Here is a 14,198-nt window from a genome sequence, read left to right as displayed (position 1 = left end):
CCAGCATTATAAAACCCGCTGCCCCGTAACCCGAATCACGAAACTCAAACTCTCAAACACTCCCACTCACTACTTATCCCCTCTCAATTTATGTTGATACTCCGTAGGTGCCATTCCGATTACCTTTTTGAAGATATTACTGAAAGACGAGAGGCTGTTGTACCCAACCATCATGGCAATCTCATACATATTGTATTTTCCTTCCAGCATCAGCTCAAGGGAACGGGTAATTCTCAACGCTCTCAGAAAGCGAACGTAATTCATGCCCAGAATCTCTTTAAATTTCCTGGAAAGGGTTCTTGTACTCATTCCGAATTCTTTTGCCGTAGATTCAATCGTGAGGGGTTTCTCAAGGTTAGCATGAATATATCTTGCAATCTTCAGCAATGTTTCATCTTTTGGGAAAGGATGCTGTATCGGAAATGCCAGATGTTTATGTTTCTTTTCCTGTAAAACTCCTTTAAGAGCTTTGAGAAAATAATATTTTGAGGTATCATTTTTTGTGATTTTCCCATCCCAGTCTTTAGTAAAGAAAATCATCTCACGAAGGAGATTATTGACAGAATAAATATTGATTTCATCAAAAAAGCCACTTTCATTTTCTTCTTTCTTAAAATAAAAGTTATACAAATCAACCTTGGGGCTGGTTGAAAAAATATAATGCGGTGTACCGGCAGGAATCCACATAAAGCATCTGGCAGGAAGATACCAGTGTTTCTGATCCGTGAAAACATGCACAATACCGCCTTCTGCATAGACTAATTGTGCTGAACTGTGATAATGAATCTCTGTGGTAACATTTCCTGTGAGCACATGATAGATGTAAAATTCGGCATCATCTTCTTCTACCGCTTTAAAATGGCTGTCGTTCATACTCTAAAGGTAAGAAGAATTTTTAAATTGGCGTAAATGAGCAAATATTTTTCTGTTTTCACAAATAGGGTCTGTAGCATCTCATCGTAACTTTGCTGCATCAAAATCATTTTAGCAAAAATCCTTTAATTAATTTATGAATATCATATTGAACGCATGCCGGTATATGTGCATTGCGTTGTGCTTATTATTGAGCAGTTTTTTACATTCACAGATGATCGATTACCAGCATCTCGGCCTACAGCAAGCTGTAGAGATTGGTTTGAAAAACAACAAAAACATACAGATCAGTCATCTGAAACAGGAAATGTCCGTGACCAAAGAGAAAGATCTCAAGATGGAGAAACTCCCGGACATTGAATTTCATACAAGCTATAATCAGGCAACCAACCTTTTCCAGCATCAGAATGGTGTATTTAATAAAGCCACCAAGTATGATGTAATCAATGGAATGTATGATTTTACATTATCAGCATCGATCCCGGTTTATATGGGAGGGAAAATCAAAAATACAGAAAGGAAAGCGGCTATTGACACTGAAATTTCTGCTTTAAAAACCCATCTCGATGAGAGACAGCTTAAAATGACCATCATTACGGCTTTTCTACAGATCCATCATTTAAAAGAGCAGCAGAGTCTTATTAATGATAAAATGAAGGAAGATTCCGTCAATATCAAGCAGGTAAAAGCATTGAAAGCTAATGGTGTTGTAACGGTCAATGAAGTCTTAAGAACTTCTTTACAACTTTCCAATCATAAAATGAGCTGGACGGAACTGGATAACGATATTCAGATTGCAGAGCACAAACTGAAAACGATTCTTTCGCTTCCGGAAAATCAGGAAATGCACGTCAATACAGGAGATCTTATTTCAGACAATGCTGCCATTCCTTATGTTGATGAGCTTACAGAAACAGCTTTAAACAAAAATGAGTCTGTTGAAATCACCCATAAAAATCTTTCCCTTAAAGAATTGGATCAAAAGATTACCAAAGCGAATTATTTACCCAAAATTACCGCTGGCGGAGAATATTTCCTAAAGTATCCGAACATGATGTTTTTCCCTCCGGAACCTTATGCGTATCGGTTGGGAATGGTGGGGGTAAATCTTACCTATCCTATCGAGAATCTGTACAAAAATAAATACAGAATGCAGGAAGCACGGGAAAATATTGATCTTGCCAAACTTCAGATTGAAGAAAATGAGGAAAATGTAAGACACAATGTTTATGAGGCTTATAAAAAGTTTGAAGAGACAGACCAGAAGGTAAAAATTGCTGAAGAAGCGATTAACCAGGCTAAGGAAAACTACCGCATTGTAAGAACAAAATATGCCAATAAGCTAAGTCTCATCACTGAACTGATAGACGCAGACAATGCTTATCTGGAAGCTGAATCTAATCTTATTTCCGTTAAAATCAACAGACAACTTAAATATTACCAACTCCAATATACGATTGGAAACTTATAAAAACTATGGCACAGAAACAATTGACACAAAAGGAAAAAAGAATCAACAAGTCCATTACTTTACTGGCCTGGATTCTGATCATCAGCGGAATCACGGGAATGATCAGTTTTTATCTTTTTTCGAGAAAGAATGTGACAACGAATGATGCACAGATCGAGCAATATATTACGCCTGTATCCAGCAAGGTATCAGGTTTCATCAAAACGATACGGTTTAACGAAAATCAGTTTGTACATAAAGGCGACACTTTAATTGTCATCGACAACAGAGAGTTTGTGAATCAGGTACACATAGCTGAAGCGAATCTTCATGCCAATACAGCAACCATCAGCACTATTGAAAGCGGTGTCAGCACCAAAGAAAGTGATACAAAGATTATTGATGCTAAAATTGCCTCTGCAAAAATTGATATCTGGAGAACGGAACAGGATTTTAAAAGATATAAAAACCTTTTGGCAGAAGATGCTGCTACCGAACAGGAATTTGAGAATGTAAAAGCTTCTTATGAACAATCAAAAGCCAATCTTTTAGCATTGGAACAGCAAAAAAATGCCGTAAAAGCAGGAGCGAACGAACAACAAACGAAAGTTGCCCCTGTAAAAAGCCAGATCCAGCAGAGTTCTGCCAGTCTTAACAATGCGAAGCTTTATCTTTCTTATACCGTAATTATGGCTCCTTATGACGGATGGGTCGGAAAGAAGACCATTCAGGAAGGGCAATTGATTAAAGAAGGCCAGGCCTTGGTACAGATTGTCAGCAAAGAGAAATGGATCATTGCCAATTACAAAGAAACACAGCTTGGGCAGATTGATCAGAGCAAGGAAGTAATTATTACTGCGGATGCTTATCCCGATGTTGAGTTTAAAGGGAAAATTCTTTCCGTTTCTCCTGCATCAGGTTCTCAGTTTTCTTTGGTAAAACCGGATAATGCCACCGGAAATTTTGTGAAAATAGAACAAAGATTTCCTGTAAAAATTATTCTGGATAATAACAAAAACAATGAAAAGCTGCTTTCCGGAATGAATGTTCTGGTGAGCGCGAAGAAGATTTAAGTTTGAGAGTGGGAGTGTTTGAGAGTATTAGAGTATTAGTGTATAAAATATTCGGTTTAATTTAATTTTCAAATTCTCCCAATTTCAAATTTTCAAATTAAATTATTTTTTTAGCGAAAAGGCAAACCGCAAAATAGCAAATCTGCCAATTTTTTCTTCAAGCATATTGGCCGTTTTACCTTTTACTTTTACACCCTTTTGCCCTTGTCTTTTCGCGTTTTTCAAACACAACTCAATAGCAATTTGCTATTTTGTTTTTTAGCTTAATGCTTCTAAAAATTATGCAGCACAATTCAGTTTATCATAAATGGGTACCACAATGGCTGAAACTGCCACTTCTTATACTGGCATTGTTTCCCCACCTGATGTTGTTGTCGCTTTTACATTCTAACAGCGCCTTCACATCTTCTTTTATGGATGTAGATTCAGATGACATCCAGTATTTAATGATTTTGATGTACGGGACATTTGTGGTTACCCTTTTAGTATTACAGAGGTTTATGGCCTATTTCAGCGTGAAATACTATGTTTTGCTGACGGCTTCCATTTCCGTGATTATTCTTTATATTTTATCAGTCACCAATGATTATCATGTTATATTGGTGATCCGGTTTTTGGAAGGAATTTTCGGTTTGTTGGAAGGTGCCATTTTCCTGCCTTTAATTATCGCAGAATTAAAAACAAAGCACGCCAAAGTCTTAGCATATCTTTTTATGTATACGATTATGCTGACCGGAGGAACTATTACGACTTCCCTGTTAAAATCAAGTATTGAAGATTATGATTTCCAACATATGGTTCTGATGATGGTCTACTTCCATGTGTTTGTATTGATCATCGGTATTGCTCTGTTCAACAGAAACCGGTTTTTTCCTAAAAAACCTTTGTATCAATTGGATATTACAAGCTGGTTTCTTCTTTGGGTATGCCTGCAGGCTGGCGGCTATGCCATTATTTATGGTAAAAGACTGATGTGGTTCGAGTCTGATACCATTATCATGTGTCTGTTTATATTTCTTCTTTCCGGAGGCTTATTTATGTTGAAACAAAGAAATTCCAAGAGACCGTTGTTCCATTTCGAAGTTTTCAGTTCCAAAAATGTCATTGTGGGAATGATCCTGTTTTTCATTTTTTATCTGATCCGTTCCGGGTTGAATAATGTCTACAGCATCATGGCTACCGTATGGAAATGGCCCTGGGATTATATTGTGAACATCCAGTACTGGAATGTAGCAGGAACTCTTCTGGGTATTTTGTTGTCAGGAATCTGTCTGGTTAGGGGAATTTCCTCAAGGATTGTTTTCTTCACCGGATTTCTTTTACTGGCCATAGATTGTGCATGGTTTACCTATACTTTTTATTCTGACACTACCCTTTCTACCATCTGTCCTCCCTTATTTCTGCAGGGTGTTGCTCAGGGATTCTTATTTACACCGCTTGTTTTCTTTCTGATTTCAGGAACTCCGGAAGAATATGTATCCAATGCTACTGCGTTGGGTACAACAACCCGATTCTGGACAACAGCTATCGGATATGCTCTGATGCAAAACCTGATGCTATTTTTAACACTAAAACATTCCGATGCACTCAGCGCTAACCTTACAGACACCAATCCTGTTTTTTACAATCAATGGAGCCAGATTTTCGGTGCTAATATTTCAAAACTGCCAGTGAATGATTCTTTATCCATGACAACAGGCGCTTTTAAAGCTAAAATAACAGCTCAGTCTATTCTACTTTCCAATATGGAAATTTTCACGGGCCTGTTCTGGCTGGCTCTTATTACTGCAATTGGGCTACTATTGTATCATCCTGTAAAAATAGCAGTACGAAATATTATGTAGAATTACTCTCCCCAAAAAGACCATACTGTTCCGTTGAAAACAGCCAGTTGCTTTTTCTGAGTATCATAAACCATCATACCGGCAGCAGGTGAGATAATATTAAGGTGAGGAGAAGCTACTTTCGGTAAAATCATGGCTTTATTATTATCCTCGAGCACCAGAATTCCTGAAACGGAAGATGGTGTTCCTACGGAAACTTTTGCATCAGGCTGATCTGCCAGACTATCCTGCAGACTTGTATCAGCAATACCTGTTGTATCTACGGAAAGATCTTTCCAAAGGTTATTCTGATACACTTTCACCTTCATATCAGAAGTATCAAAAACCAGAGTACCATTCTCAGGATTCTGAATGCCTGAGGTATTAGTTACCCAGGGAAGAACAAGCCCGCGGTTCTCACTCCCGAATTCAATAGATGATGAAGCTGATTCTAAAACAGTTTTCCCTAAAGCAACCTGTGCATTCAAAATTCCGGAAGCTGTTATTATAATGATTAAGGATATTTTTTTCATAACTATTCAGTTTTTGGTTAATCCGGGCAGGTTTGGGTATTGAAACATTTCCAGCCTGCAGCTGTTCCGTCAGTATTAACCTGCAGACAATTTTGTGTGGTATTGTAAACCATCATTCCTTCTTTAAGATCTGCCTGTGGAATGGCTGCTACCTGAGCATCAGTAAGTCTGTTAAGAACAAAACCTTTATTTTTTGATTCCAGTACAGCCCACGCTCCTTTTCGTACACCCGGCCAGTTGTTTCCTCCTTTATCTGCCCTGCTTAATGAAGTAATTCCAAAATCCGTAGAAAGAACAGTTCCTGCTGTAACTGCAGGTTTATAACAAGGTACAGTCCCTTGAATCGTAACAGTTACCGTTGCCGTGTCACAATTTGACGGGGAAGCGGTCTGACAGATCTGATAGACTAAAGTATAATTGCCTGGAGGAGTTCCCGGAGCTACCAGAATATGTCCATCCGTAATATTCAATGAAATATTGGGATTTGAGGTGGATACCTGAGATAAAATAACATTGGAAAGGGTTGCCTGTGCTCCGCCATACGTTTCAAAGTCGTTATCCAGTACAATTCCCACAGAAGATCCTCCTGCAGCAATAGTATAGGTATCATCTACTGCCATTGGAGGAAAATCTCCATTAATGGCGGGACAAAATCCGGGATTAATGATCAGAGGCGCACTACAGCTGTTGGTAGAAGCGCAATCATAGGTAACATTCGTCAGAAAACTTGGATTACTGTTCATGAAAACCGTGCCTGGGTCAGAAACACCTGTTGTTCTTCTGAAATCAAGATTGGGCCCCACAGCCACATTTCCCACCTGAATAGGATTTTGCAACACTATATATCCTTTTTTTGTGGATGAAGCAGGTCCCTGAATGGCAGCATTTCCCCCTTGATACTGGTTCAGCGCCAGTTCTCCTTCATTATAAACTACAGCATCAGCAGGGGCATTATTCATATTTCCCGTAGAGGTAAAAAGTCCAAAATTAAAAATTTCGCTGCTGCTTCCGGACAAATTAATATCTCCCCCAACTGTAAAAATTCCAGTATTGATAATTTTACCGCCATTAATATTAAATCCGTTCTGAGAGATAATGGTTCCACAATTGACATACACACTCTGTTCGTTATTCCCGTAATTACCACCAATAAATATCAATCCGCCTCCTTCGTTCCGGAATAAAGTGGTAGCAGAGCTGCTCATATTCAGGTTGCCGTTAATATTCAGATTTCCAAAATTATCAATCTTATTGGTGGAATTATCCCCTAATTGCAAAACTCCCATTTCTATAAGTCCTTCATTGACAATTTCATTGATCTGTCCGTCTATGGTGAGATTTCCATTCCCTCCACCTACTGCTATATTCCCGGTATTATAAACATGAACGTTGAGATTAGCAACACTCGTTATGGTCTGATTAAAATTGAGTGTTCCATGCACTTCAAGGCTTACAGGAGCATTTGCCGCTCCGCTTATACTATTCTGAAACTGCAAGGTAACACCGGAAGCAATACAAATCTTAGCATTTGTCCCGAACGTCGGATTATTGAATGTCATATCGGAAGTAAAGCAGACTGTTGTATTATCAGGAAAATGATAATTGGGATCGGTAGGGTTTTGAACACCGCAGCCTGTACATTGTGCGTAACTGAAATAATAAAAAAATAAAGGGAATAAATAGAGTAACTTTCTCATCCTTAAATTTAATATAAATAAAACTACAAAATTTTTATCACCAAATAATGATTTTTATAATATTTATCATTAAATTAATTAAAAAATAATATAAAATGATTTTATTTAGATCGATATTTAATTATTATTAATAAATTTCCAACCTATACGATCCTGAAAATAAGAACGTTCAATATTATAAAAGTCACCGATGGAAATTGAGAGTATTCTACTGAAGCAAAGAGATTTTTTCAAAACACAACAAACCAAAAGCCTTGCTTTCCGGAAAATGTATCTTGAAAAGCTTAAAAACCTTATTATTTTTCATGAAAATATGCTGTATGAGGCTATTAACAAGGATTTTGGAAAATCAAAATTTGACACCTTCACCACAGAATTGTCTTTTATTCTGAATGATATTAATTATTATATCAAAAATTTAAAATCCCTTTCAAAGCCTAAAAAAGTCAGAACCAATCTTGTCAACCAACTGGGAAGCAGTAAAATTTACGCTGACCCGATTGGCTGTGTACTCGTCATCGGAGCCTGGAATTATCCTTATCAGCTATCACTTTCTCCCATTATTGCAGCAATGGCTGCCGGAAACTGCTGTATTCTGAAGCCTAGTGAAATAGCAGAGAATACAATGAAAGCAATGGCAGCAATCATTAATGAAAACTTTCCGCCTGAATACCTGTATGTGTATGAAGGTGGTATTGATGAAACCACAGCTCTTTTAAAACTAAGGTTTGATAAAATATTCTTTACCGGAAGCACGAAAGTCGGAAAGATTGTTTACAAGGCAGCTGCAGAGCATCTAACCCCTGTAACCCTGGAACTGGGTGGAAAATCTCCGGCTATTGTTACAAAAAATGCCAATCTCGAAATGGCTGCCAAAAGAATTGTGTGGGGAAAATTCCTCAATGCCGGACAAACGTGTGTAGCTCCAGATTACCTCCTGGTGGAAGAAACCATTCAGGAGCAGTTTCTGGAAATGCTCAGAAAATATATTAAAGAATTCAAATATGATCATGGCTCTGAACAATATACAAGAATTATTAACCTAAGGAATTTTCAACGCCTGGTACGTCTTATTGATAAAGAAAAAATCTATTCAGGAGGAAATTTTGATGAAGAAAAACTCTATATAGAACCCACTATTCTGAATCATATAGACTGGAATGATGACATTATGCAGGAAGAAATTTTTGGACCTCTCTTGCCTGTCATCAGTTTTCAAAATTACAATGCAGCTCTTAATTCTGTTCTAGAACTTGAAAAACCGCTGGCCGCTTATCTTTTTACTAATGATTCGGAAGAAAAAGAAAACTTCACCCGTAAATTGTCGTTTGGAGGAGGCTGTATCAATGATACAGTGATGCATTTAAGTAATGATCATCTTCCTTTTGGAGGCGTAGGCAATTCAGGAATTGGGAATTATCATGGAAAATATGGTTTCGAAACCTTTTCACACCCAAAAGCAGTTCTTGAAAAAGCAACCTGGGGAGAACCGAATATCAAATATCCGCCTTATTCAGAGAAAAAATTAAGCTGGATAAAGAAATTAATGTAATGCTGAAGGTTATATTTGTACAGATTTAACTATTTGTATTATAACATATCTATAAATCAATGCACAAAAATAAAAACTGCCTCATTTCTGAAGCAGTTTTATATTTTTATCCTTTCTTTGGGGCCCAGGTAGTAAAGAATTCTTTTACTTTTTCTTTACTGTACCCTTTTCCTTCTTCCAGAACATCACTTTGCTGAACCTTAATCATTTTCCCATCCTTATCCAAAACGATAAAAACCGGATAACCAAATTTTTCACCCGGATTTCCATACTGGGCAAAAACCTTTTCATTCTTATTGTCCGGAGAAAAGTTCAGATGGTAGTATACATAATTCTTATCTACTAATTCCTTCAGTTCAGGAGTAGTCTGTACGTAATTATTAAAACGAAGACACCAGATACACCAGTTTCCACCAGCCTGGATCATCACATTCTTTCCTTCTTTCTTAGCTTGAGCAACCAGTTTATTAATATCAGCCTGAGCATCTGCTTTTGGGTCATAAGGTTTAGGAAGCTTAGCCTTTTCTTCAGCTGCCTTTTTCTGAGCCTCTAATTTTGCCTGTTCTGCAGGCACTATAAGAGCTGTTTTTTGTTTTCCGTTATCAGGCGAATTCTTTACTTCTTGTGAAAAAGCAAAAGCACTTAATCCCAGAGAAGCGAATATTATCAATTTTTTCATAATATAAAAGTAAAAAAAATAACATATATCCCTCAGCAAAAATAGAACCATAATTTTATTATCACTAAATTTGCGTGTTTTATGAATTTTCTAATCAAAATATTATTCCTGATCTCAAAGCTTCCGCTGAAAATACTCTATGTTTTTTCGGATGTTATCTTCTTCCTGAATTATTATATTGTGGGATACAGAAAAGAGGTTATTACTCAAAACCTTAGAAACTCTTTTCCGGATAAATCTGAAGAAGAAATTAAAAAGATCCGAAAGAAATTCTACCTTAATTTTTCAGATTATCTGGTAGAAACGATTAAATCTTTCAGCATTTCTGAAACAGAATCCAGAGTGAGAATGCAGCACATCAATCAGCATTTATTTCACGAAGCTAAAGAAGAAGGTAAAAATATTATTCTTTTGGCAGGTCATGTTTTCAATTGGGAATGGATCAATGCACTGGCAAGAATTATTCCTCAGGCACACTGCCATCCCGTTTACAGAAAAGTAAACAGTGATTTCTGGGAAAATCAGATGAAGAAAGTCCGGAACAAATTTGGAAACGAAGCATTGGAAGCCAATGAGGTTATTCTGAATATTTTCAGATCTAAAAACAACGGTGACTCAGCGTATATGTTTGTCGCTGACCAAACGCCTCACCACGCTCATGTCACTTACGGATTAGAATTTCTAAATCAACGTACTCCTGCTTTTATAGGCTATGACAGGCTTGCCACAAGAATGGACCTTGTGTTCATCTATTGTGAAATGAAAAAGGTAAAACGGGGTTATTATCAGGTTAATTATCACAGAATATATCCGGATGGTGAAAAGTTTACAGAAAATGAGGTCGTGAGAAAATTTCATAAATTACTGGAAAACACTTTACATAAACATCCTGACAACTACCTTTGGTCACATAGAAAATGGAAATATCAGGACTCTATCAAAAATTTTGATTCCGAAAAAAAATAGGTTGACATGCAGAAAAAACTGGCAATTGCCATCTTAAACTGGAATGGCAGAAACTGGCTTGAGAAATTTCTTCCGGGTGTAGTTCAATTTTCTCAGAATGCGGACATCTATGTGATAGACAATCTTTCTACGGATGATTCTGTTGAGTTTCTACAAAAGAATTTTCCCACAGTACATATTATTAAAAATGATAAGAACTATGGGTTTGCAGGCGGCTATAATGAAGGACTGAAATCCATCAGATATGAATATTACTGTCTTCTCAATTCCGACGTAGAAGTTACTGAGAACTGGACAGAACCTGTGTTGGAATTGTTAGAAAACAATCCAGCTATATCCGCAGTACAGCCCAAAATTTTATCTTTTCATAACAGAAGTTATTTCGAATTTGCCGGAGCTGCCGGCGGATTGATTGACAACCTTGGATATCCATATTGCAGGGGAAGGGTTTTCGATGACCTGGAAGAAGATAAAGGTCAGTATAATGACGAAACGGAGATCTTCTGGGCATCAGGATGCTGCTTTTTTATCCGTTCAAAAGATTTTTGGGAGCAGAATGGTTTTGATGCCAGATTTTTTGCCCATCAGGAAGAAATTGACCTTTGCTGGAGGCTTATCAATTCGGGGAAAAAGATTTATTATACAGGAAAATCCAAAGTTTATCATGTAGGTGGTGGAACACTCAACAAGCAGAGTGCACAGAAGACTTATTTAAATATGAGAAACAATCTTTCTATGCTGCTTAAAAATCTTCCCTTTTCACAGGTAATCTGGGTGATTTTTTTCAGATTATGTTTAGATGGTATTGCCGGAGTATATTTTGGAATTAAGTATGGCATTTCCCATATGTGGGCTGTATTGAGAGCACACTTTGCGTTTTATAGTCACATTCCGGGAACTTGGAAACTTCGTCAAAGCCATCAGAAGAAGGTTTTTTATCAATCAAAATGGCTGATTTTTAAGCATTTTTTAGGTGGCAGATGAGAGGTTATAGGTTGCAAATAGGGATTAGGGATTAGGGATTGATTGAAAATTACGACTTTCTTACCTATTGTGAACTAAGGATTTATTAGAGTAAAAATTTATAACTTTAATCAATCTTAAGTTCAAAACCTTAAACCAGAGAACCAACAACAAAAAACAACTCGCAATCCCACAACTAATTATAATTTTAAGACAATGGATTTCTGTGCAATAGATTTTGAAACGGCAACACACGAGAAAAGTTCAGCGTGTGAGATGGGAATTTGTATCGTACAGGATTCTAAAATTGTAGAAACAAAGACCTGGCTGATAAAACCTCCGAGTTTTCCCTATTTCAGTAAATTCAACGTTGCGGTGCATGGAATTCAGCCGGAGGATGTAAAAGACGCCCCTACCTTTGATGAAATATGGTATGAAGCTCAGGATATGATGTACGGAAGTCTTATGATTGCTCATAATGCAGGGTTTGACGCCTCTGTTTTAAGGGGATGCCTGCAGCATTACGGAATGTTTACTCCCAACTTGAACTATCTTTGCAGTATTCAGCTTGCAAAAAAATCATGGAATTATCTTCCGAAATATGGGCTGAAGCCATTAGCAGAATATCATCAAATTGATTTTACCCATCACAGAGCAGGAGCTGATGCGGAGGTATGTGCCAAAATATCTTTACTGGCATTTGAAAAACTCTTCCTCACCAGTAATGATGAAGTAAATGAGTATATGAAAGCAAAAATTAAAAAGCTTTAGTTATCTACAAACAATAGAACCCGGCTTCTTTGTAAAAACTTGTACTTTCTGACAGGACATCTGTTATTAATTACTCAACACTTCAGACAACAGATTGAATTTTGGAATATCAATTTCAAAAGTTTCCTGTGTCTCCATGTTTTTAACCAGGTATTTCCCGCTCATATTCCCTACTCCGGAACGAAGCATCACATTGGAAAAATAAGCAAAATTTTCATTGGTTCCTATCTCGGGAGTCAATCCGATCACTCCGTCGCCTATAATTTCTGTGTACCCGAATCCGACATCAAAAATCAACCATTTTCTTTTCAATACTTTGATAGGAAAGCTTCCGTCATTTTCTATCGTGATATTGTATTTAAAAACGTAACGGTTTTCGGAAGGATAACTGTTTTTACTATCATATTCAGGTATTACTGAAACTTTGATATTGGAAGTCATTTTTGAAAACATCATGTAGTATTTTCTTAATAAATACAAAAATCTCGCCTTTTTTAAGGCGAGATCATATATTATGTTATAATTTTATTAAAAACTATAATCCAAGGCCTTTTCTTTCGTCACCACCCATTAGAATTTCAACAGGGTTGTCGATACCTTCTTTTACCGCTACAAGGAATCCTACAGATTCTTTACCATCGATAATTCTGTGGTCATAAGACATAGCTACATACATCATTGGTCTGATTACTACCTGTCCGTCAACAGCAACCGGTCTCTGGATGATGTTGTGCATTCCTAAGATTGCAGATTGCGGAGGGTTGATGATTGGTGTAGACATCATAGATCCGAAAGTACCACCGTTTGTAATGGTGAAAGTACCACCAGTCATTTCGTCAACTGTAATTTTACCATCTCTTACTTTAGTAGCAAGATCTTTGATGTTTGCTTCAACAGCGCTAAAAGACATGTTTTCTGCATTTCTCAATACAGGAACCATTAATCCTTTAGGACCTGAAACCGCAATTGAAATATCGCAGAAATCATAGTTTACTTTGAAATCACCATCGATAGATGCGTTTACATCAGGATACATTTGCAATGCTCTTGTAACGGCCTTTGTGAAGAAAGACATGAAACCAAGTCCAACTCCGTGTTTCTGAGCAAATTCTTCTTTATATAGTTTTCTTAATCTGAAGATTTCAGACATGTCAACTTCGTTGAAAGTAGTTAACATCGCTGTCTCATTCTTCACAGAAACTAATCTCTGAGCAATTTTTCTTCTTAAAACTGAAAGTTTAGTAGTTGTAGTAGATCTTGAACCTGTTGCAGTAAGAGGGCTTCCTCCTAATGCAGGCACTGCTGCTAATTCAGCATCAGTTTTAGTAATTCTTCCGTCTCTTCCTGTTCCTGAAACCTGAGCAGCATCCATTCCTTTTTCGTCAAGGATTTTCTTAGCAGCCGGAGATGGAGCTCCTGTTGCATAAGTTTGTGGCGCAGCTACCGGAGCAGCAGGTTTTGGAGCTTCCTGTTTAGCAGGTTCAGCAGCTTTCGGAGCTTCTTCCTGTTTTGGAGCTTCAGCAGCAGGTGCAGCACCTTCCGGCTTTTTAGCATCCATATCAATTAAACAAACTACCTGACCTACTTGTACCACATCACCTTCTTCTGCTTTTAAAGTGATAACACCACTTTGTTCTGCAGGCAATTCAAGAGTTGCTTTATCTGAATCCACTTCGGCGATAGGTTGATCTTTTTCTACATAATCACCATCTTTTACAAGCCAAGTTGCAATTTCAACTTCTGTAATTGATTCGCCCGGTGAAGGAACTTTCATTTCTAAAACTGACATATCGAGTATTTTTTATTTTTTAATTGATT

13 protein-coding genes are annotated in these 14,198 nt (G+C 37.2%); 7 read left to right on the top strand and 6 right to left on the bottom strand.

Translation table 11 applies throughout. From position 1 onward, the window contains the following. Positions 1–69: 69 nt before the first annotated feature. Positions 70–873 carry a helix-turn-helix domain-containing protein gene (locus AC59HC_RS18330; RefSeq protein ID WP_202840707.1) on the bottom strand — a complete coding sequence of 268 codons (804 nt, stop codon included), beginning with the start codon at positions 871–873 and terminating at the stop codon, positions 70–72. A 136-nt stretch (positions 874–1,009) separates the two neighbouring features. Here AC59HC_RS18330 and AC59HC_RS18325 point away from each other — a divergent pair, with 136 nt between their 5' ends. The 3 genes from AC59HC_RS18325 (at position 1,010) to AC59HC_RS18315 (ending at position 5,240) form a co-directional block, all read left to right on the top strand. Then, complete coding sequence (locus AC59HC_RS18325; protein ID WP_496559125.1) at positions 1,010–2,344, top strand: TolC family protein; 1,335 nt, start codon at positions 1,010–1,012, stop codon at positions 2,342–2,344. Between the two features lie 5 nt (positions 2,345–2,349). Beyond that, a complete protein-coding gene (locus AC59HC_RS18320; protein WP_343643514.1) occupies positions 2,350–3,396 on the top strand; it encodes an HlyD family secretion protein in 1,047 nt (348 codons plus the stop codon). A 281-nt stretch (positions 3,397–3,677) separates the two neighbouring features. Further along, on the top strand, positions 3,678–5,240 hold the full coding sequence (locus AC59HC_RS18315; RefSeq protein ID WP_496559124.1) for an MFS transporter: 1,563 nt from the start codon (positions 3,678–3,680) through the stop codon (positions 5,238–5,240). 2 nt (positions 5,241–5,242) lie between these two features. On the opposite strand, the gene AC59HC_RS18310 is transcribed toward AC59HC_RS18315, so the two are convergent. Together AC59HC_RS18310 and AC59HC_RS18305 are read right to left on the bottom strand one after the other, a co-directional pair. Next, positions 5,243–5,752 carry a phage tail-like protein gene (locus AC59HC_RS18310; RefSeq protein ID WP_496559123.1) on the bottom strand — a complete coding sequence of 170 codons (510 nt, stop codon included), beginning with the start codon at positions 5,750–5,752 and terminating at the stop codon, positions 5,243–5,245. 17 nt (positions 5,753–5,769) lie between these two features. Next, complete coding sequence (locus AC59HC_RS18305; RefSeq protein ID WP_343643509.1) at positions 5,770–7,449, bottom strand: phage tail-like protein; 1,680 nt, start codon at positions 7,447–7,449, stop codon at positions 5,770–5,772. A gap of 190 nt (positions 7,450–7,639) precedes the next feature. On the opposite strand from AC59HC_RS18305, the gene AC59HC_RS18300 reads away from it, so the two are divergent. Next, positions 7,640–9,001 (top strand): aldehyde dehydrogenase, encoded by a 1,362-nt coding sequence (locus AC59HC_RS18300; RefSeq protein WP_343643508.1) that lies wholly within the window; start codon positions 7,640–7,642, stop codon positions 8,999–9,001. Between the two features lie 106 nt (positions 9,002–9,107). On the opposite strand, the gene AC59HC_RS18295 is transcribed toward AC59HC_RS18300, so the two are convergent. After that, on the bottom strand, positions 9,108–9,680 hold the full coding sequence (locus AC59HC_RS18295) for a thioredoxin family protein (RefSeq protein ID WP_202840716.1): 573 nt from the start codon (positions 9,678–9,680) through the stop codon (positions 9,108–9,110). Positions 9,681–9,761: 81 nt separating this feature from the next. Here AC59HC_RS18295 and AC59HC_RS18290 point away from each other — a divergent pair, with 81 nt between their 5' ends. The 3 genes from AC59HC_RS18290 (at position 9,762) to AC59HC_RS18280 (ending at position 12,380) form a co-directional block, all read left to right on the top strand. Next, complete coding sequence (locus AC59HC_RS18290; RefSeq protein ID WP_202840717.1) at positions 9,762–10,646, top strand: lysophospholipid acyltransferase family protein; 885 nt, start codon at positions 9,762–9,764, stop codon at positions 10,644–10,646. A 6-nt stretch (positions 10,647–10,652) separates the two neighbouring features. After that, a complete protein-coding gene (locus tag AC59HC_RS18285) occupies positions 10,653–11,630 on the top strand; it encodes a glycosyltransferase family 2 protein (RefSeq protein WP_496559122.1) in 978 nt (325 codons plus the stop codon). A gap of 195 nt (positions 11,631–11,825) precedes the next feature. Further along, positions 11,826–12,380 (top strand): 3'-5' exonuclease, encoded by a 555-nt coding sequence (locus AC59HC_RS18280; protein ID WP_202840719.1) that lies wholly within the window; start codon positions 11,826–11,828, stop codon positions 12,378–12,380. 66 nt (positions 12,381–12,446) lie between these two features. On the opposite strand, the gene apaG is transcribed toward AC59HC_RS18280, so the two are convergent. Beyond that, a complete protein-coding gene (gene apaG, locus AC59HC_RS18275; RefSeq protein WP_062675055.1) occupies positions 12,447–12,836 on the bottom strand; it encodes a Co2+/Mg2+ efflux facilitator ApaG/CorD in 390 nt (129 codons plus the stop codon). A gap of 79 nt (positions 12,837–12,915) precedes the next feature. Continuing rightward, positions 12,916–14,169 carry a 2-oxoglutarate dehydrogenase complex dihydrolipoyllysine-residue succinyltransferase gene (gene odhB / locus AC59HC_RS18270; RefSeq protein WP_110010291.1) on the bottom strand — a complete coding sequence of 418 codons (1,254 nt, stop codon included), beginning with the start codon at positions 14,167–14,169 and terminating at the stop codon, positions 12,916–12,918. Between the last annotated feature and the right edge of the window lie 29 nt (positions 14,170–14,198).

The sequence above is a fragment of the Chryseobacterium sp. DZ-32 genome (genome assembly GCF_059587025.1).
This window is presented reverse-complemented; position numbering and strand designations above follow the sequence as displayed.